16 protein-coding genes and 2 pseudogenes are annotated in these 18,898 nt (G+C 35.2%); 8 read left to right on the plus strand and 10 right to left on the minus strand.

Features of this window, described 5'->3' with window-relative positions:
• Nucleotides 1–399: 399 nt before the first annotated feature.
• The 3 genes and pseudogenes from F6K06_RS25960 to F6K06_RS25970 all read left to right on the plus strand — a co-directional run bounded on the left by F6K06_RS25960 (nt 400) and on the right by F6K06_RS25970 (nt 2,244).
• Nucleotides 400–1,274: pseudogene (locus tag F6K06_RS25960) on the plus strand (IS630 family transposase).
• Between the two features lie 205 nt (nt 1,275–1,479).
• Nucleotides 1,480–1,713, plus strand: a complete 234-nt coding sequence (locus F6K06_RS25965) for a sensor histidine kinase (RefSeq protein WP_275670420.1) — start codon at nt 1,480–1,482, stop codon at nt 1,711–1,713.
• Nucleotides 1,714–1,911: 198 nt separating this feature from the next.
• On the plus strand, nt 1,912–2,244 hold the full coding sequence (locus F6K06_RS25970; protein WP_124146372.1) for a DUF4870 domain-containing protein: 333 nt from the start codon (nt 1,912–1,914) through the stop codon (nt 2,242–2,244).
• An 827-nt stretch (nt 2,245–3,071) separates the two neighbouring features.
• Here the strand turns inward: F6K06_RS25970 and F6K06_RS34280 are convergent.
• Entirely contained in the window at nt 3,072–3,194 is a 123-nt protein-coding gene (locus tag F6K06_RS34280) for a hypothetical protein (protein ID WP_205127469.1), read from the minus strand.
• A gap of 831 nt (nt 3,195–4,025) precedes the next feature.
• Here F6K06_RS34280 and F6K06_RS25985 point away from each other — a divergent pair.
• The 3 genes and pseudogenes from F6K06_RS25985 to F6K06_RS25995 form a co-directional block, all read left to right on the plus strand.
• Nucleotides 4,026–4,676: pseudogene (locus F6K06_RS25985) on the plus strand (transposase); the annotation flags it as partial.
• A 183-nt stretch (nt 4,677–4,859) separates the two neighbouring features.
• Entirely contained in the window at nt 4,860–5,261 is a 402-nt protein-coding gene (locus tag F6K06_RS25990; RefSeq protein WP_124146370.1) for a transposase, read from the plus strand.
• Nucleotides 5,262–5,395: 134 nt separating this feature from the next.
• Nucleotides 5,396–5,548: a transposase gene (locus F6K06_RS25995; protein WP_161564645.1), complete on the plus strand. Its 153-nt coding sequence runs from the start codon at nt 5,396–5,398 to the stop codon at nt 5,546–5,548.
• A 118-nt stretch (nt 5,549–5,666) separates the two neighbouring features.
• Here the strand turns inward: F6K06_RS25995 and F6K06_RS26000 are convergent, their stop codons facing one another.
• From F6K06_RS26000 to infC, 5 genes are all read right to left on the minus strand, one after another.
• On the minus strand, nt 5,667–6,134 hold the full coding sequence (locus F6K06_RS26000; protein WP_124146367.1) for a Crp/Fnr family transcriptional regulator: 468 nt from the start codon (nt 6,132–6,134) through the stop codon (nt 5,667–5,669).
• Between the two features lie 1,229 nt (nt 6,135–7,363).
• Nucleotides 7,364–10,396 (minus strand): HEAT repeat domain-containing protein, encoded by a 3,033-nt coding sequence (locus F6K06_RS26005; protein WP_287243549.1) that lies wholly within the window; start codon nt 10,394–10,396, stop codon nt 7,364–7,366.
• A gap of 384 nt (nt 10,397–10,780) precedes the next feature.
• Nucleotides 10,781–11,077: a transposase gene (locus F6K06_RS26010; protein WP_124146365.1), complete on the minus strand. Its 297-nt coding sequence runs from the start codon at nt 11,075–11,077 to the stop codon at nt 10,781–10,783.
• 92 nt (nt 11,078–11,169) lie between these two features.
• Nucleotides 11,170–11,472, minus strand: a complete 303-nt coding sequence (locus F6K06_RS26015; protein ID WP_124146364.1) for a helix-turn-helix domain-containing protein — start codon at nt 11,470–11,472, stop codon at nt 11,170–11,172.
• A gap of 1,260 nt (nt 11,473–12,732) precedes the next feature.
• Complete coding sequence (gene infC, locus F6K06_RS26020; protein WP_124146363.1) at nt 12,733–13,263, minus strand: translation initiation factor IF-3; 531 nt, start codon at nt 13,261–13,263, stop codon at nt 12,733–12,735.
• Between the two features lie 496 nt (nt 13,264–13,759).
• Between infC and F6K06_RS26025 the strand changes: the two genes are divergently transcribed.
• Both F6K06_RS26025 and F6K06_RS26030 read left to right on the plus strand, forming a co-directional pair.
• The gene (locus F6K06_RS26025) at nt 13,760–14,710 is read left to right on the plus strand and encodes an alpha/beta fold hydrolase (RefSeq protein WP_124146362.1); all 951 of its coding nucleotides are present in this window, start codon (nt 13,760–13,762) and stop codon (nt 14,708–14,710) included.
• Nucleotides 14,711–14,949: 239 nt separating this feature from the next.
• Nucleotides 14,950–15,489 (plus strand): helix-turn-helix domain-containing protein, encoded by a 540-nt coding sequence (locus tag F6K06_RS26030; protein WP_192901171.1) that lies wholly within the window; start codon nt 14,950–14,952, stop codon nt 15,487–15,489.
• A 435-nt stretch (nt 15,490–15,924) separates the two neighbouring features.
• Here F6K06_RS26030 and F6K06_RS26035 read toward each other — a convergent pair whose 3' ends face one another.
• The 4 genes from F6K06_RS26035 to F6K06_RS34285 form a co-directional block, all read right to left on the minus strand.
• A complete protein-coding gene (locus F6K06_RS26035) occupies nt 15,925–16,599 on the minus strand; it encodes a hypothetical protein (protein ID WP_124146361.1) in 675 nt (224 codons plus the stop codon).
• The gene (locus F6K06_RS26040; protein WP_124146360.1) at nt 16,587–17,033 is read right to left on the minus strand and encodes a DUF488 family protein; all 447 of its coding nucleotides are present in this window, start codon (nt 17,031–17,033) and stop codon (nt 16,587–16,589) included. Before F6K06_RS26040 ends, F6K06_RS26035 begins: the two co-directional genes overlap by 13 nt.
• Before the next feature lie 263 nt (nt 17,034–17,296).
• Complete coding sequence (locus F6K06_RS26045) at nt 17,297–17,941, minus strand: DUF488 domain-containing protein (RefSeq protein WP_338043225.1); 645 nt, start codon at nt 17,939–17,941, stop codon at nt 17,297–17,299.
• 799 nt (nt 17,942–18,740) lie between these two features.
• Entirely contained in the window at nt 18,741–18,893 is a 153-nt protein-coding gene (locus F6K06_RS34285; protein ID WP_287326546.1) for a DUF411 domain-containing protein, read from the minus strand.
• Between the last annotated feature and the right edge of the window lie 5 nt (nt 18,894–18,898).

The following is an 18,898-nucleotide window of genomic DNA, read 5'->3' on the forward strand; positions in this document are numbered from 1 at the left end:
AGACACTACATATAGCGCATGGTAAACAGAACGATTGCTGACGCAAAGCTCCGCTAACGCTTAAAAATCAAGCGCGATCGCCTCAAGACAATTAACATAGTTAAAACAAAGGTAAAAAACACCTATCAAATAAAAATAGCCCTGAATTTTATTGTAGGCTGCTTCAGCTCTTCGAGCAAATAATCAGCAGAGCAATTCATGTTTGATTTTATAAATAGTTTTTCCTATTTTTACTGCTAATCTTTTAAAAAAATTCCAGACTAACATCCTACAAGCAATATGATTTATTTGAAGAAAGTCTCAGACGACATTGACAGGAGGATAGATATAGTCGTTTAACTTAAGGATGAGAAAAAAATCGGGTAAAATACTCAAATAGAATTGAGGATAGTTTAAAGAATGAGTGATAGTTTAGACTTAAGACAAAAAGTGATAGATTACGTAGAAAGCGGTGGTAAAATCACCAAAGCAGCGAAACTCTTTGGAATCGGAAGAGCATCCATATTATAGATGATTAGATCGGGAAGAGCTTGAAGCCGCAAAAGTAAGGAATCGTCACAGAAAACTAGATAGAAAAGAATTAGAAAAAGATATAAAAGAAAATCCACAAGCAAAACTTAAACTCATAGCAGAAAAATTTGGAGTCAGTACAACAGCAATTTGGGGTGCCCTGAAAAAAATTAAAATAACTAGAAAAAAAAAGAACTGCGTGATAGACAAAGCAATAGAAAAGAAAGAATAAAATATGATAGCTCCTGGAGAGAATTAATCAAAATATATGGAAGTCAAAGTAAGGGTATATATTGATGAATCAGGATTTGAGGAGGAAAGCAGTTGTATTGATGCTTGGTCAAAAACAGGTAAGAAAATTGATGGAGACAGACAAGGAAAGGGAGGAAAAAGAGAACACCTAGTAGGGGGGAGAAGAAAAAGAAATGCATGACTTAATAGCCCCAATGATATTCACAGGAAGTAAAAATGCAGAAGGCTTTGAAGGCTGGGTATCAAAATATTTATGAGCCTCATGAGAAATTCCTTGAGTATTAATTATGGATCATCCTCCAATCCATGGCCAAAATCTAATTAGAGAAATAGTAGAAGAAACAGAACATCAAGTAATATTCCTCCCCAAATATTCTGCTGATTTAAATAACATTGAACATGATTTTAGTGCATTAAAGAGAGCCAGAATGTATGGCGATTCACATAAATCTTTAGATGAAATTAAATTTACCGTAAGTATTCAGCTATTAGCAGTCAACTCTCAGCAATAAGACACTCCTTTTCAGGACGGAGTTTAAATGAATATAGACTTTAAGGTCTTTTGTAGTAAGATTTAATTCTGGCTCAATTAATACAGCTTTGAACGCTTACTAAAAACAATAGCTGATAGCTAATAGCTGACGGCTGAATGCTTACAATTTACCAGCTATTAAAATTAGTGCAAAAGCTATATATTCTCAATAAGTAGCAATTATTATTTCGGATAATGGTATAGGTATGACAGAAATAGTTTTTCAGAAAATATTTGACCCATTTTTTACTACGAAACCTATAGGCAGTGGTACTGGTCTAGGATTATCCGTATGTCAACAAGTTATTATTGAAAAACATCAAGACAAACTAAATTGTACTTCTACACCAAAACAAGGAACAGAATTTTTAATTGAAATTCCTATCCGCCAGAAAACAAAACAAACAACAGAGCTATAATTAGACTTAAGTCAATTTAATAACCACTAAATTACTGGTCTCTGCCTATTATTTTTTGGTTTGAAAAAACAAATATAGGAATATACAGGTAGGTTAGGACATAGACTGATAATGATCCTAATAAGGGGAAATATTTTTCCCACTGTTCCCTGTTCTCTGTTCCCTGCTATATCTAATTTGAATCAGGAGAAATATTTAATGGATGCTGACAAAAGAAAAATTCTATCAGCTTTATGTCATGGAGCAATTTTCTTGAGTACAACTATTGTATCTGTAGGGATACCAATAGCTATTTTACTCTTAACTAATGATTCGGTTGTAAAAAGTAATGCTAAAGAATCTTTGAATTTTCATATTAACATTTATATTTACGCTATTATATTCGGTATATTGATCTGGTTGCTTATTGGTATTCCTTTATTAGTTTTGTTAGCAATTATTAGTTTTGTCATGCCAATTATTGCCATTCTTAATGTGATAAATAATCCTAATAAACCTTATTGTTATCCATTTATTTTTCGTCTATTCTAGTCATAATTTTCGACATTCCCAGCCTAGCTTGTGTAATAGAAAAAATAGTATGATAAAAAGGAGGATAATTAAGTATTTATATTAGGTATATCCTAAAAATTGGGAATAAATGATTACGGCGTTGCTGAATCAAGGTATGATATCATGTCTGGTAGCATTGGAGCGTATATAGAACCCCTGAGTGGTATATATGTGATCGTCAACCTCTTAAGCATCAGTCGAATAAAGCACAAATTAATCTTAGCTGTAGCGTTGTTAAGAGTCCTTTTCCTGCGGAATGCTGCGCAAACAAAGTTTTTGGTCAAGCTTTTACATCTTTCCATCCATGAGTTGGTTCTTTCTATGACCCCGGAATGCTTTAACTGGCACAAATCCTTTTTTTCCAAGATTCTCTTTCTCTAACTTTGATGGCTTTGGTGATAGCTTAAGCCGAATCTTGGTCATACATAATTGCCGGATAAATTTTCTTTAACTCCTCTATTATCTTTTCGGGGTGGTATCCATTATCAAGTAATATAGTAGTTTTAGGAATGTTGACTGGTTTGGATTTAAACTAGTCGATGTTGTCTGATCACATTTCTATTCATCCCACATCATCAGAAACTGACGATGCATGTACAATGGGTAAAAAAGGGAAAGTCCAGACTATCAACCGCTAAATGGCTCTTATTTCCGTTAGTGCCCTTGTCAAAACAGAATCCTTTGAACTCTACACTAGCATTGCAAGTATTTTTCACCGCTTGTGAATCAATGATGATTAAAGTTGTCCATTTGGCTTTTTTTTTACTTGTTGACGTACTTGAGGCTGTAAAACATCTCTAATCTTCTCAATTACTCCTTGAGAGCGCCACTGAATGTAGCTGCCAAAAAACTGTGGAATAAAGAGGTAAATCTTTGAGTAAATCAGACCAATTACAACCATTTTTAAGTTGATAGAATACACCATCCAATATTTGTCTTTTGCTCCCCGATCATGGGACAAGTTTTCTTTTTTTTTTTGGCAACAATGGTTCAATCAGAACCCATTCTTGATCTGTGAAACTACTTGAAGGCTGGCATTTACTCAGCTGTTGGTTATGATAATTGGCCATCGCTACTCATGATCACCAATTCCTAAAAAGATACCACTCAGGGGTTCTACAGAATTAAGTTTCAATTGAAAGAAACCCTTAAGCATAGCTGCCCTCTGCCTTCCTTTAACCAAAGTATAAGTTATTCAAGCGGACATGATATTTTTGATTTAAAGGCAAATAAAATCAAATAAAAGCAAATAAAGATAAGTACTCAAAAAAAATTTTTACCTACTCCGATTCTATGTAATTCTTATAGAACCCCTGAGCGTATCTTTGGACGCGGTATGCGCTTTTGGCTTCCGTCCTCAGCCTGAGGAAGTTGTGGAAATTCAGGAACGAGAATGGGGAAAAAGCGGATGAGACCCCGCGTCGTCCAATAGCAAACCTGGTAGCTTCCCTTGCAGGTAGAAAAATACTCTCATCTCCCCATCTCCCCATCTCCTTCTCTATTTTTAATATAGATCTCAAATGGGTTCTATCACCATAAATTAAGTTTTGCAAAATTTGTAATTAATTTTGCGTACTTTTTACCCTAAATCTCTGTTACCAGCTCCGATTTTTACTAAAACATAATCTTTGTATACTTTGAAATAAAGTGCCGAATGTTGGTTTCTAATTAACGGGACTTTAGTGAAAAAAAGGTAAAAAAAAGGTGATAATATATACCTGACAAGTATTTGACGTTAATTACTCCCTGGGGAAAGTCCGATGAAAGAAACAACTTCAGTGGCCATGCCCCCTTGTTTGCATCGATGGTGCGTTCGCGGTAGCGTTGCGTAAGCAAATCGCTTTAACAATGTATTTAAGACAAAAGCTCAAAAAATCGGGTAACCGAGAGTATATAGGAGGATGATTAGGAGAAAGCCACAGAAAAAACTTGTCTCAAATTGCCAACATGGTCTGTAGGTCACACCTACCACAAATTACGGCATTTTTTAGTTCGAGCAAATTGGTCCGTAGATGCTGTGAATCAGCTTTGTCTTCAAGTGATGTGGGAATGTCGTCAAACAAAACCTTCTGGTTTATTTGCTTTAATTATAGACGATTCAGGCCACAGAAAAAGCGCACCGCCTGCACCGAGGTTTCCTCGGCGTAAAGACGGAGCAAGAAGTGGTAATTTAACTGCAGGAGTAGGGTGACAATATATTAGGAGAAATAGGAAAAACAGATAATGGTGTAGTCGTAGTTACAACTAATCTTGATGATCGAGTTAAAAGTCTGCCTTGAGATATAGCTTTGTATCAGAAAGCTGATTCTTTTCCCAAAGGAAAAAAAGACCCAGAATTTGTCAAGAAACCAGACTTAACAATGTCTCTAATAGATCAATGTTTGTCTAGAGGAGACCAACCAGAAATTGTGTGAATTGATGGAGACTATGTTCAACAATTAATAATTAATTATTAATTATTACCTCTCCTTGAAAACAAGAGGATTGACTAATCATGAAAATTTTTATTTATTATCCCCTGAAAAGGGGAAGCGCATACCCACAATTTCTCAGTAAGTAGCTCTACTCTGTGTGTTGAACTTCAAAAATTCAACTTGACGCGAAAAAAAACTTTTCGCACAGCTCAAGCAGGAACCACAAAAAATCTGGAAAAAAGGCTTGATTATTGGGAAAACGTTCTAGATATCCAGGCAAAAAACCTAGTTTTTTTAGATGAAACTGCTATAAATTTAGCCATGACTAGAACCTATGGCCGTTCTGCCAAAGGAAATAAAGTTGATGATACTCGTCCCGATGAAAGAGGAACAAACTTAACATTAATTGGTGCAATTTCTTTGTCTGGTTTTTCTGGGATTATGACCATTGATAGTGGTACAATTCAAGAATTAATAATTAATAATTACCTCTCCTTGAAAACAAGAGGATTGACTAATCATGAAAAATTTTTTCTTTTTTCCCCTGAAAAGGGGAGGCGCATACCCACAATTTCTCGGTGAAAATGTTTTTCAAGTTTTTATTGAACAAGTTTTATTACCTAATTTATGGCCAGGTGCATATTTGGTAATGGACAATTTACCAGCTCATCAAGTTGAGGAAATCAGAAATATAATTGAAGAAGCTCCGAATAAAAGTGCTATATCTTTCTCCATATTCTCCTGAATTTAACCCAATTGAAAATTGTTGGTCAAAAATTAAAGAATATTTGCGAGGGGTTGCGGCTCGTACTAGAGATGATGCTCGAAATAGCATTAATGGAAGCAATTTAGCAAGTAACTTTAACTGATATGAGAAATTGGTTCACTCATTCCTGTTACCGTACCTCACCATCCTCAAAAGTGCTGTAAGTATAAGCGATGTTGGTTTTATTTAGACAAAACCAATTTACTGAATATTTTGGTGAACTAACGAAACTCGGCTACTTTAGTAGTAGCTATACTATTTTCTCTGGCATTAATTTTTTGATTTAGTTCACGAATACGACGAGACAACAGACGAATAATATTAATAGCAATATCTGGTGTTTCATCAATTGCATCATAAAGTTGCATTTGAGTTAACATCAAACATTCACAAATTTCTAAAGTAGTTACAGAAGCAGAACGAGGTTCAGCATCAAACAAAGACATTTCACCAAAACAAGCTCCTTGTTCTAACCTTGCTAACTCCCTGTCTGCCAAATGAACTCTAACTTTACCAGATACCACAATATAAAGAGACCTTCCCTCTTGCCCTTCAGTAAAAATGCTATAACTACTAGGGAAAGATAGCTCATCCATAACAGAAGCTAAACGTACTAAGAAATCATCTCTTAATTCTCTAAAAATTGGGACAGCTCTAATAAATAAAAGACGCTCTACACTTGTCAGCATAACATTTACACCCTTCCCTTTGGTGAATAAACAAATTTAATAATCACGTTTTATTGAGCAAATTTTAATGGTTAATAATGTTCAGATAACATTTGATAGATGACCTTGCATTTCTTTAGTTTACACTATCCCATAATTAAAATTAATCATATCAATAGACTTTTTGTACAAGTCACCTAAAAGGTAAACAGAAGTATTTGAAAAAAAAGGGAAAAGAGATTTAATTTTTATACTTGCTGCAAGTTATCAGAAGTATCTGGTATATATACAAAATTGGTGTTGCATATTATGGAATGATATTGCCAAAAAATAGTTTAGACTTTGACTAAAAAAAACCTAACATTAATCATTACAGGAATTGATTAATCCAAAATCCTGTTCATCAAAAATCTCAAATCATACCAAATCTACCCTAGTAAGAGGGTATAAAAAAAATGGTAGTTTTATACGATACATAGGATTGAGAGATAAGACAAGCCTTTTTTTATACCCGGATTTGGTATTATTCGTCACTGTACAACGCCACAAAATTAATTTACAGCGCTTTTCATTTAAGTAGACTACAAAATTATTTTTGCTTAGGGGATAGAGAAAATGGAGTAGCGGCGCGACCCCACGGGGTGCGACAGACGCAAGCGGTTGGAATCCGGCGAGGTCTCCTCGCCATGAGAATGTCAACCAAGAGAGGGAATGCGCACCAACAGAGGCAGTAGAAAAATGCTTTGGCCACTGTAGTCTATCTATGTGAAAACCCTTATAATACCAAATTGATAAATATTTGCTACAAATAAATAGGTTATTTCTTAGGAGTCAACCCACCCCTCGCCCCTCCCCCTCCCAGGAGGGGAAGTCAGGAGTCAGGTAGGGGAGCTGTCAGATTGGCGACTTACAGAATAAATAGCTTTGATACCATTTATTAGGTCAGAATTGATATTTTTACTTCAAGGGACATCTCCTATAAAGTCATTTAATTGCCCTGATTATTCGTAACATTCTTTTTCCAAATTGGTATAATTCATAACCGAAGTAGGCAAAATCGGCACAGAAAATGTATCTCTAGTTATTAGTAGATTATAGGCTAATTACCTCAATAACCAAATCTACTTTAGGGAGAGACTTTGATTTTTTTGAAAATTATTTTAGTCAAGTAGATTGAGTATTCTTATAGTAGATATACAAACAAATTTGCCTATCTACTTATCCAAATTACGATAACTACCCTGCTATTGTTAACCAATACCAAATTCAACAATCATTTGTTCTACTTGAGCAGCTACCAGAGGATCTGGGTCACTTCTCAAATTAGGTAATAATTCAACCAAAGCACGTTGAGATGCCATCCGTAAATAAGCTAAAGCCGCCTCCCGCACAAAACCTGTAGGATGACGCAAACAAACTAAAGTTTGCTCTGCAGTTAAACCCCAACGAGCTGCACGAGCCATCTGCAAACAACAAGCCAAAGCCCAATCAGAAAGAAAATGACGTAAATTTAACAGATGCCGTAAACGTTCGCTAGGAGCCATTAGTTTATAAACCACCATCTCAGACAAACTACTTAACTTTTCCTCATAACTGTTTTGATCCAAAATATCAATCAGCGATCGCTTACAGGAAATATCTACAGTATTATCTAAAATCTCTAAACCACGGGCTAAATTTGAACGTGAGTCAGACTTAATATTAAAAGCTGCTGCCTGAATAGCTCCCAATGGATAGAGAAACTTCATTAATAAGAAACACCGTTCTATAGCATCTAACTCCAGCAATTTTAATGCCCGAAGTAACATTTGCGTATAATCAGTACTCAGTTTTCCATTAACCTCCTCTACGATAGGAGATAAAGTAGTAGTAGAAGTCATATCCACCCTAGACAAATCTACTATACCTGCATAAACTTGCCCCATAAACATCAACTCTTGCTCAATTAAAATTTCTACACCGCTACGACCTACCCGTTCAAGTACCCCCTCAATTCCAACTTCCCCTGGCATTGTCAACAATCTTCGCAGAATATTACGGCGTGTTATACCCCAGGTAGTCATCATTCTGTTTACCAGAGCATCCAGCGCTTCAATTGTACCAATTTCACCAATAGCATTCCAAGCCTGTAATCTGACCAAATCTGACTTATGAGAATCATCTGCCAACTTTACCAACATCGGAATCCCATCATTACCTAACCTCACCAATGCTTGTAATGCAGCTTCCCGAGTAGATTTGTAAGACAAACCTCGCAATAAAGAGGGGTAGTAGCTTTCCAAACGAGTAGAAGCAATTACATCCATGCAATACTTTCGCACTCGTAACGATTCATCCTGTAATAAACTAGGAACATACAATCGTAACCCTTGCAAATAATCTGCTTCCCCCAAAGCACGAACACCCATCACTCTTTCTTTTTCTAGTTTGGAAGTAATCATCCTGCGTAAAACATTAGTAGCTTCAGCTTTTTGTCCTCGATCACCTCGACGCATAATTAAAGCTGCGGCAGTACCTCTTACCACAGGATCTACTGAAGGTTGTAAATAAGGTCGTATTTGATTAATTTCTGGCCCTGATTCTGTCAACCAAATATACCGTAAAGCCAAAGCCAATACTTCTGGTGGTACAGATGTCTGAGCTAGGGAACGTACTTGTTCGAGATAAGTTGGGTTAGGATGATTCAACATTACTTCTAGACTTTGACGTTGTAATTCAGATGACATAATCGGCAAAAGTGGAGCCAGTATTTCCCCTACATTTTTTTTATCTATTTGACTGAGTAACTCTATGCAGGAACGTTTATCTTCTTCTGCTCTACCCTTTTCCAAAGTTTCTACTACCGAGCGCTTCAATGCCCGCATATCTACATCCAAAACACCAAGTCTTCCTTTACCAGCGCTTCTTACTAGCAAACCTATATATTGACTTCTAATGAACCATATTACTCCCAACCATACGAAACCAGATATCAGAATTGCTATTACAAATATCAGACCCTGCTGGTCTTGAAACCCACTGTGACTAGGATTTAATATTAATCTACATAACCAGAGAATTGCTAGTATTATTAATCCACTCAAGCCTGTAGAAAATGGTTCTGCCACCCCATTTACCATTGTTTGAACATCACTGCGAATATTTTCAGGCAGAGGTTGGAATAAAACAGGTCCAGTAGTTTCAATCAATGTATAGTGTAGTAACTCATCTAAAAATCTCAGAATTACTAATCCGATAAATACTGAAAATAATCCTGTTATTGCGCCTGTAAAAGAAAATAAGCCTAAAGCTATTGCTCCTATTGGTAGTATCATCGCTGTACCAAAAACTCCGATTCTTTCTACTAGACGACTAGAGGCAAACCATTGAGTTGCTACTTGGCAGGTACTCAAAACTCCCTCAAATAAACCTAAGAAAGTTGCTATTTGACTTGCTCCATCAGTTGTTGGGTTTTGCAGTTCTAGTTGATAAAAGAATTGAAAGTCTATTAATACATAGAGAACTTCTGCTATTACAAAAAATATGATTAATGGGAGTATATAACCTTGTAGAGGTCCTTGAATGTTCCTTGTAGAAAATTCTTGTTCGTCTTCTTCCGGTATCCAACGGCTAGAGTCAGGAAAAGATTGTTGATATTTTTCTGACAAAAATAACAGTATTCCTGACCCACATACTATCATTAATCCAGATATTATTGTAACATTACTCAGTCCAACAAAGTATAGTATTAAAGGTAGAGAAAATCCACTAATTACTCCTGCTACTAAAAAACCACTACTAATTATTGGATATGTTCGCTTAATTTCTCTGATGTTAAATAACTGATTAGCTGTGATTGAGGTATTCAGATCGTTGAGCAAATAACAAGCTTCTACCCACAACCACATCATAAAGGTAGTCAGAAAAGCTAAACTCAGACCAGTTATCTGTACATTTTCGATACCAATACCAAACCGAAATAAAAACAAAGGTGCTGCCATTAGTAATAGAATAACTATTATTACTCGACGCAGAGGCATGATTTTTTGTAGCCAAGAATAGACAAAACCCAGACCTGAACCTATAACAGCACTGGCAATATATATCCATGGTAGTTTGTCAGCACCATACTGGTCTAAAAATAAACTAACTGTACTTAGTTCTAACCAAATTAATCCGACAGAAGTAAGAGTATATACCGCAAACATTAGCAAGGTTCGCTCTACTTCCTCAGAACGGAGATTGAGGGATATTAGCAGTTTATCTCCTAATCCTGTGTAATTTTTCAAACTTCTCTGTTCCATGAATTTGCTGAATTTGAACTTAAATCTATACTTAAGAAAGTATACTTCTTGCCCAATAGTTTAAATCCTCTCCTGAAAATTATCAGAAGAGGAATGTACTTAATAAATCAAGTAGAACGGAGAGCTAGCTTCACCCACTCAAACTTAATTAGTATTATCCTAAACTGTGAAGTTCTCTCTCGTTAAATATAGCAATGAGCGCTGGTATGTTTACATACTACATAAAACTGCAAAAGCAATACAAGTGCTGCTAAATGACCGATATTTTTTATTTGCGATCGCAGAATGGATGCGATCGCCGACACTACCCCTCTCGCGATTGCGCCTTGGAACTTGATTTAACAGATAATTAAAAAATCACATTCTTGTCTCAAAGCGATCGTCTCAAAGAGCAACTACATCAATTATTCGTATAGCATATCTTTCACCACTACGTTGTAATTTTGGTAGTAAACAATTTTCCCACCAGCTCTCATGCCATACACGATTACAACTTCCTATAAATGTTAAAGGAGCAAACTTTTTTTCTTGATTTATAGCTGCAATCCAACTTACTCTCTCAGTTCTTTTTCCTGATTTCATACCTGGTACTCTTTTTCCTTTAACTCCATAACCATAAGGATAATCTTCCCTATTATCTATTCCAGCTTCATCTACATCAACAATATCTTTCTTGTCCATTTGATTTAGTTTAAAGATAAATTCTTCTGTTTCTAGTTCGTCTGTTTCTTGATCACCATATGTTTTTTTTTACGAGTAAAACCAAGTTTTTTTTAACCTCTACTAATAGTAAAACGACTACAGTTTCCCCATGTTGCAGCCATTTGTTTTTGAGTTTGTTCGTGAAATGCCTGAACAAATTTTTCAAATTCTTCCCAGTCTTTAATTTTAGATATCTGAGGAGGAGGTACACTGACTTTAGCTGCTGTTGAACCTGTGCTTAAATATCGATCTCGCCATTGATGAAGAGTAGGCCGACTTATATTTAATAAACGACTCACATGACTAATAGACATACCATTAATCATGAGATTAAGAGCCCGTTGACGCAAATCTTGACTGTAAGGATGTACCATAACACTCAAACTTTATTTGAAGATAGAAGTTTCTTAAATTATAAACTGTAAATTTTCAATACCTAAACACACATCCTGAAAATTTTAATGTTTGGCGATCGCCTAATTTATGTATGAAAAATGCAGGTCATGCAGCAACTACAATACTACATAAATTCTTTATGTAGTATGTAAAGATGCCAGCACTCATTGCTATAGATGAAGAAAAATTGGTGGATTTTGTACCTGATGAAGTGAAAATTCATGTATAGCAATGAGCGCTCAGGTATTTACAACTTAGTAGCTCAAAGTGCAGTAAGGGAAAAGGTTTACAAAAAATAATGTGTAAATATGCCAGAGCACATTGCTATAGATTTGGGTTTCCAGGGGTTACAGAAGGAATTTGTCAACATCAAGTCGACCCACGAAAAAACCTCGATCTAAGGAATTAACTGACCAACAAAAACATCTCAATCAAGAAAAAAGTAGCGATAGCGTCAAATGTGAACATACAATATCTGGGGTAAACAGATATAATGCAGCTAGAGGATGATATCGAAATCACATCAAAGATGCGCGACGCTCACTTCATGTTCACTGCAGCTGGACTCTGGAATTTCTACTTAATGGCAGCATAATTTAATGATTGAAAGGTAGAAATTTTCCATTTAACTTTAAGGTTTTATTTCGCGACAAGTCTACTGATGAGCGGATGATTAACTCTACTAAAACAGAATGACTTTAATTTCCCTGATTTTTTGAATCTTGGTCGCCCTCCACGTTTACCAGTTTGATCAGGTATTAACCAACGTTTCTAAGCTTGATCTAGTCTTTGTAAGTTAATTTGTTGAACTTCCTATGGAGATTTCCTTGTAGTCGGGAAATAAGTTTTTTGTCTGTAAGAGTGATGATTCCTCAAAAGAATAATCTGGCAACTCTTGAATCTCACCCATAGGACATGACACTATCGAACAACGGTTATTTGACACCTGGTTTGGTTCAACCAGTCCAAGGGTTGACCAAGAGCATAATTCCAATGCCTTTGTAATAGTTATAGCCAATAATCAATGTTGACTGACTGTTCACAAGTGGGCTTAATTTTGTAGCAATCAGTAATTATTATAATTTTCCTACTACTCTTTAGTGCTATATTTGAACAGCAATTGACACCTGTTTAATTTACCAGAGGCTATTAACCTCCCGTTATAATCTAATCTGCGATTTAACGGGAGACCCCTTGGCAAATCAAGTTGGAGTTATCAATGTCATGACTATCCCACTTTACTTTTTAGGAGATAACAACATCATCATACTGCGTCCCTCTCTCTTGGGAGCTTGTTGAACCTCTGCTAAATCTTTTAGATCTTCTTTCATCCGCATCAATAATGCTTCTGCAAGATTACTGTGCTGTATTTCCCGGCCTCGGAACATAATAGTGGCCTTAACCTTATCACCTGATTCGAGAAAACGCTTTGCATGAGATAAGCGAACATTATAGTCATGCTCCTCAATTTTATAGCGCATTTTCACTTCCTTAACTTCTGCGTTATGTTGCTTCTTTTTTGCCTCTTGTGCTTTCTTTTTCTGCTCAAACACATACTTCCCATGGTCCATGATCCTACAAACCGGTGGGTCAGCTTTATCACTGACCATAACCAGGTCTAGTTCCTTTTCTCTGGCCATTTGCAACGCTTCTTCTGTATCCATAATTCCCAACTGAGAGCCATCTGCGTCAATGGCTCTGATTTTAGGAACTCGAATATTGTTGTTAACTTGAGGGAGATTACGATTATTTCTTTTTTCGATTGGCATTAATTGGAATATTTAAAACGATTGTTTAGAGGGACATTTATACTAAATCAGGCTACACTTTTTAGATAGATCCTTTTTTTGATGCTATCCCTAGTTGAAGCGCCGGAGATTTTTATGATCAAGGGTTTTTACGCTTCCCAGCTATTTTCGGTAAAGCATCAAGACTTAGTATTCTACATTTTGCCTGTTTCTAACCTCATATAGATTTGAGGATTTGATGTTACATACTAGTTTATAGAGAACAGAATATTTGCTAATTTAGCAATATCTATCTAAATTGAATTTTAATTTTGGAATGTTGTTTTTAACATAAATAGTCTAGCTTATAAACAATAATAATATCACGAATGAAGGCTTTTATGCAAGTTTATTAGTTTGACAATGATACTGGGCACTCAACTCTCTAACGATCGTAGATAGATAATTAATAATGCTGGTGCTAAAGTAATGTGTCTGGCACTTTGCAAATCTTAATATTTAGGAATTCTTGAAGTATATGGTGGGCAATACTACTAGGAACTGGCAAAAAAAAATAGGTAGTCAAAGAGACTGGGTATGGCGAGGGTGGCAAATTCGTTATACCTATGTTAGATGCCAAAATAACCACGAAACTTTAGAAGGCCATAACTTAGAAAACCCCCCTATTTTACTGCTACATGGTTTTGGAGCATCAATAGGCCATTGGCAACATAATATAAATGTACTCAGCCAAAAACATACAGTTTATGCACTAGATTTAGTAGGTTTTGGTGCTTCTGAAAAAGCGATCGCCAACTACGATGTTAGTTTTTGGGTAGAGCAGGTGTATGAATTTTGGCAGACTTTCATTCAAGTACCTGTAATATTAGTTGGTAATTCTATTGGTTCATTAGTTTCTCTAGTAGCGACTGCGACCTATCCAGATATAGTTGCATTGCTGATAATGATTAGTTTACCCGATCCGGCAGCTCAGGCCGAAGCAATTCCAGCTTGGTTATTACCTACTGTTGAGTTTATTCAAAATATTGTTGCGTCTCCGGTGTTATTGAGAGCTGTGTTCCCTATAGTTAGTAGACCTTCAGTTATTCGTCGTTGGGTCAAAATTGCCTATAGTAATCCCGACCGGATCACAGAAGAACTTGTAGACATATTAGCAGGACCGCCAAGCGATCGCGGAGCCTCTCGTGCTTTTTGTATTCTATTTAAGATTATGGGTAGTACAAAGTTAGGTCCTAGTGTGAAAGCTTTACTTCCTACTCTAGAAACTCCCATGTTATTGATTTGGGGTAAGCAAGATTTATTAATTCCTGCTAAATTTGCTAATCCCAGTCAGTTTGTTCAGCTTAATCCTTGTTTAAAATTAACAGAAATTGATAATGCTGGCCATTGTCCCCACGATGAATGTCCCGAAATAGTTAATGATTTAATTCTTGATTGGATTGCTCAACAAAAACAACAATATACATAAGCTAGAAAATAATAAATAATACAAATTTATTTTGCAATTATAGCGATCGCCGAATGAGCGATCGGACATTAAAAAAAATTACAGCACTTTTGAGGAAGCGTGAGGTAAAGTTATAAGATTATTTATTCCTATATTTCCAACAATATTTAATACCATTATTTATCAAAAATAAGTTCTACTGAAATGATCGGCGAACTTTCATGTTATACTATTGCGTATATCAAAATAGTTAAAAAATCATGTTTGTTGGTACTACTGAAGCAGCTTCTCTTTTAAGTATTTCTGCTCAAAGAGTCCGAGTTTTGCTCCAAGAAGGTAGGATTCAAGGAGCTAGAAAGATTAATGGTCGCACTTGGGTGATTCCTTTATATAAAGGAATGCCTAGAATTGCAGGTAGGAGTCGTGGTCCCAAACCTCGTTGGCGTTCTTGTAGACACTGTGGCAAGAATACTATTCATTTCAATCGACCGAATATAGGTATCAATAAAAATAATCGTAATACCGAACTTCATGTAGTTTCTGCTAAACGATGTTCTAAAAATTTAGCTAAAGGTCATGAAATCGATATTCACGGTCCTTGTCGGATTGTTTATCGACCAGAAAAACCTCATTCTTGTGGAGCAACTGTCTGGATTGAGACTTTGGCAACGGCGACAGTTTATAATTTTGACGGGAACGTGAAACGGGTGGATAGCAGATGGATTTGGGAATGGGAAGAAGAAGAAGAAATCTGGGAAATTAATAAGACAAATATTGATGAGTCGATCAAAGCATCCTAGTCAAAAAGTTAATTTGAATGACAGCGATCGGGTTTTTCTCCTCTATAGTCTTATGCTCAAAAACTTTTCTATGTTTTCTTGAGCGCAGGAGTAGGGGAGTGATGGTTAGTAATGGCTTTTAACAGCTAGTAACGGAATAGACATAAGAATAATATACATAGGATTTACCGAATAATTAAGGTATAAAGCCTCTCCTTTAAAGGAGAAACAAGCGGTCAAGGAATGGTGAGGTCTCCTCGCTGTTTGACCATCGACCAAGAGAGAAAAAAATTTTCATGATTAGTCAATCCTATCTGCTTTCAAGGAGAGGTAATAATTAATAATTAATTATTAATTGTTGTAGCACCTCCAACATATTTTCGTCTGAAACAACCAATAGAGTTTGCGGAGCAGTCTGGAACGGAAAGCACTCAGAATTATTAGCTTTTAGGCAAATCAAAACTCAATTATATTTGCTATTAACTTCCAACAAGGAGGTTCTCCTTCCCAATTTTGAGAAGGAACATAAGGCATACTAAGACTTATTGTCACCAAAAGATTATTTGAAGTTGGAGAGTATCCATTTTCTAAGTTTTTTATAAATTCTGGATCGGTAATTTTTGCATTATTTAAGAGCAAATAACCATGATTATTTTTGATACTACCTCGAAATTTAGCTCCTTCATTTTGAGTCACAGAAAAATTTTGCTTTTGAACTTTAACAATTTCAATTGTTCGACGTCGATGAAAGGGAACTGTTTTTAGATAGGAAGAATTAACATATTTACGAGAGTTATGTAGGATATAGTCGGAATTATTACAGTATTGAAGTATCTCTTCAACTTTAGCTTGACCTAAACATTTCCATTCACCTTTTAATACTGAAAGGTTTTCACTTTCAAAACCAAAATCATTTCCTTTATTATCAAGAGGAATTTCAAGAATATCAAGAGGTTTTGGTTCTCTACCTTCAACAAATCTAATTCTTTTAGGCACTCTTCCATCTTCAGGATATTGGCGATCGCATACTGGACGAACCCATTTTCCCGTATCTAAATCAATCCCTGCAATACAACGCTCATTTAGTTTGTAGGAATTAGCTAAACAAATTATTTTTTTTAGAGATGACATACTTTAATATTTCCCCATTGTTTGTTGAGATATTCAGCTACTAAACGACGATGACAATGATGTGGTTTAGCTTCACTACAAAGCAAACAACCTCTATCTAAAAGTTGAGGTGAAACTTTTTTTTCGATTTCTCTTTCACTAATAAGATGATTAAATTTTTGTTCATAAGTATCCCAAGTAATTCTCTTTTTTTTATAATCATCTAAAAGTTCTTTAGTAGGTGCTAAATCTAGAATATGAATATATTCAATATTGCAAATAACTTTAAGAAAATATTCTAAATCTTTTTTTTTCGCAAATCCAGCCAGTTGAGAAACATTATTTACTCTTGTATCAATAACGCATTTTACTTTTGATGCTGTTAAATTCTCAAAAAATTCTTGAGCGGTTTTTTGTGTAAATCCAATTGTAAAAATTTCAATAGTTTTTTTCATTTGATAAATGAAGGAAGAACGAAGAACGAAGAACGAAGAAGAAAGAAGGGTTCATTAATGGATAATGGATAATTACCTCTGGTTAAAACCGTTACGGAATTGAATATAAGGAAATATTATTTCTTCTTTTTTCTTTGTAGAGCGACAGCTCGCGGCGCTGCCAAGGGGAGGCTAACAAACCTGAATTATTTAATTAATCATTATTAATTATTCGGTAAACATTGAAAACAAGAAAAATAGAATTTCTATAGCTAAATGCTTACTTATTTTTTGCTTATGTATGCAATTTTATCTCCTTGAATTTTGTAAGCTTTTTCAAGTATTGTATCTTGAGAACTTTTAGTGGATTGACTAGCATTTTGGCTGAAGTTTTCAGTATCAAAAAGACTTAATTGTAAAAATGGCTGGGGTTTTTCAACAAGATTGTTAATTTGTAGTAGTCTTTGTTCAAGAGCAGAGTGATTCTCTAAGTCACCATTTTTAAGAATATGGTAAATATCTAAACCTTTATTTATTAAATGTCGGCTCACTAAAATAGCACGATGACAAGTAATTGGATCTTGTTCAGAACACATCAAAGCAATGTTATAATTTTCCAAACTTTGATAAACTTTTTCTAAACCTTTTTGAAATTCTTCTGTTTTAGCAATTAGCTCGTATAAAGCTTTTCCATTAACGTAACAACTTAAATTATTAGTTCTTGCACCTAATTCTTTGCCTAAAAAAATGTATGAAATATTGGTTTTATGTAGATATTGCTGAATGTTTTTTTGATTAAAATGAGGTAAATAATTACTATAAGGATAGGATCGAACATCTGCTATAGCTGTTATCTGATGTTTTTGTAAGAGACTTAAAAAAGATTCGATGGAATGATTAGAATGACCAATAGTAAATAATTTCATCATTGCTGATTTGATTTTTTTTTAATTGTTTAAATATATATATGATACCAGGGTTTTGAGCCATCAGAATGTTCTGTTTACTATTGAATTTTAACTTTGCTCTGATGGATTACAATATAAAGGTATGTTTGATGACTGATTATACCTTTATTCCTTGATTCAGTCAATCCTCTCTCTATAGAAGCCATTTGGTATCTTTGCATATAGAGCTAGACTACGCCAACTTCACTACTGGTTTGCACCAATAATGTTTGTTCCTGTACTACTTAGGGTTTGCACTCAAAAGTCTTTTAGTAGGGGGTAGGAGACAGGAGACAGGAGACAGGAGATAGGAGAAATAGAAATGTAGGAATATGAATTGTCCCTTGATTTTTCTGCCCAACTATGCGCCTAAAAAACTAACTTTTTGAGCGTTTTAGACTGAAACAAGCGCACTTTTTTCGACCCTAAAAAAGTGCTAGCTTTTTGAGCTTTTTAATGCAAAAAGTCTAGTATTTTGGGCTAACTATGGCAGAAAAATCAAGGGAAAATTCTTCCTCCTAGCTCCTCTATAATTCCCATTTATTTTGACTCCTGACTCCTGACTCCTGACTCCTACGTTCACTCATAAGACTTTTGAGCGCAAACCCTACTGTCGTGTCAAACTGAAAATGGTGTATTAAATTTTTGAGTATAATTACTTGCTCTGACTAAGGTTTGGAGAATTTTCCTAAAACACTATTTTAAGCTTGACGTGCTAGTAGGGAGGTTCCATGAAACTTCCCTAAAAATTGATTATTTCTAAATTTATCTGTTATAAATTCTAGAATTTATAAGAGTTGAAAACTTCAGTTTGACCATCTTTTTTAAAGGCAAAGACATTAAAAGATTCTTGGCGATCGCCCATTTCCATACCAGGGGTGCCAATAGGCATTCCGGGAACACTAATTCCAGCAATATTTGGTTTATTTGCTATTAAAT

The organism is Okeania sp. SIO1H4 (assembly GCF_010672695.1).
Lineage (GTDB): Bacteria > Cyanobacteriota > Cyanobacteriia > Cyanobacteriales > Microcoleaceae > Okeania > Okeania hirsuta.

Excerpts from the sequence above, each read along its gene's own strand:
- F6K06_RS25970 (WP_124146372.1), top strand. The coding sequence starts at position 1,912 with ATGGATGCTGACAAAAGAAAAATTCTATCAGCTTTATGTCATGGAGCA.
- F6K06_RS26000 (WP_124146367.1), bottom strand. The coding sequence starts at position 6,134 with ATGCTGACAAGTGTAGAGCGTCTTTTATTTATTAGAGCTGTCCCAATT.
- F6K06_RS26005 (WP_287243549.1), bottom strand. The coding sequence starts at position 10,396 with ATGGAACAGAGAAGTTTGAAAAATTACACAGGATTAGGAGATAAACTG.
- F6K06_RS26010 (WP_124146365.1), bottom strand. The coding sequence starts at position 11,077 with ATGGACAAGAAAGATATTGTTGATGTAGATGAAGCTGGAATAGATAAT.
- F6K06_RS26015 (WP_124146364.1), bottom strand. The coding sequence starts at position 11,472 with ATGGTACATCCTTACAGTCAAGATTTGCGTCAACGGGCTCTTAATCTC.
- infC (WP_124146363.1), bottom strand. The coding sequence starts at position 13,263 with ATGCCAATCGAAAAAAGAAATAATCGTAATCTCCCTCAAGTTAACAAC.
- F6K06_RS26025 (WP_124146362.1), top strand. The coding sequence starts at position 13,760 with ATGGTGGGCAATACTACTAGGAACTGGCAAAAAAAAATAGGTAGTCAA.
- F6K06_RS26030 (WP_192901171.1), top strand. The coding sequence starts at position 14,950 with ATGTTTGTTGGTACTACTGAAGCAGCTTCTCTTTTAAGTATTTCTGCT.
- F6K06_RS26035 (WP_124146361.1), bottom strand. The coding sequence starts at position 16,599 with ATGTCATCTCTAAAAAAAATAATTTGTTTAGCTAATTCCTACAAACTA.
- F6K06_RS26040 (WP_124146360.1), bottom strand. The coding sequence starts at position 17,033 with ATGAAAAAAACTATTGAAATTTTTACAATTGGATTTACACAAAAAACC.
- F6K06_RS26045 (WP_338043225.1), bottom strand. The coding sequence starts at position 17,941 with ATGATGAAATTATTTACTATTGGTCATTCTAATCATTCCATCGAATCT.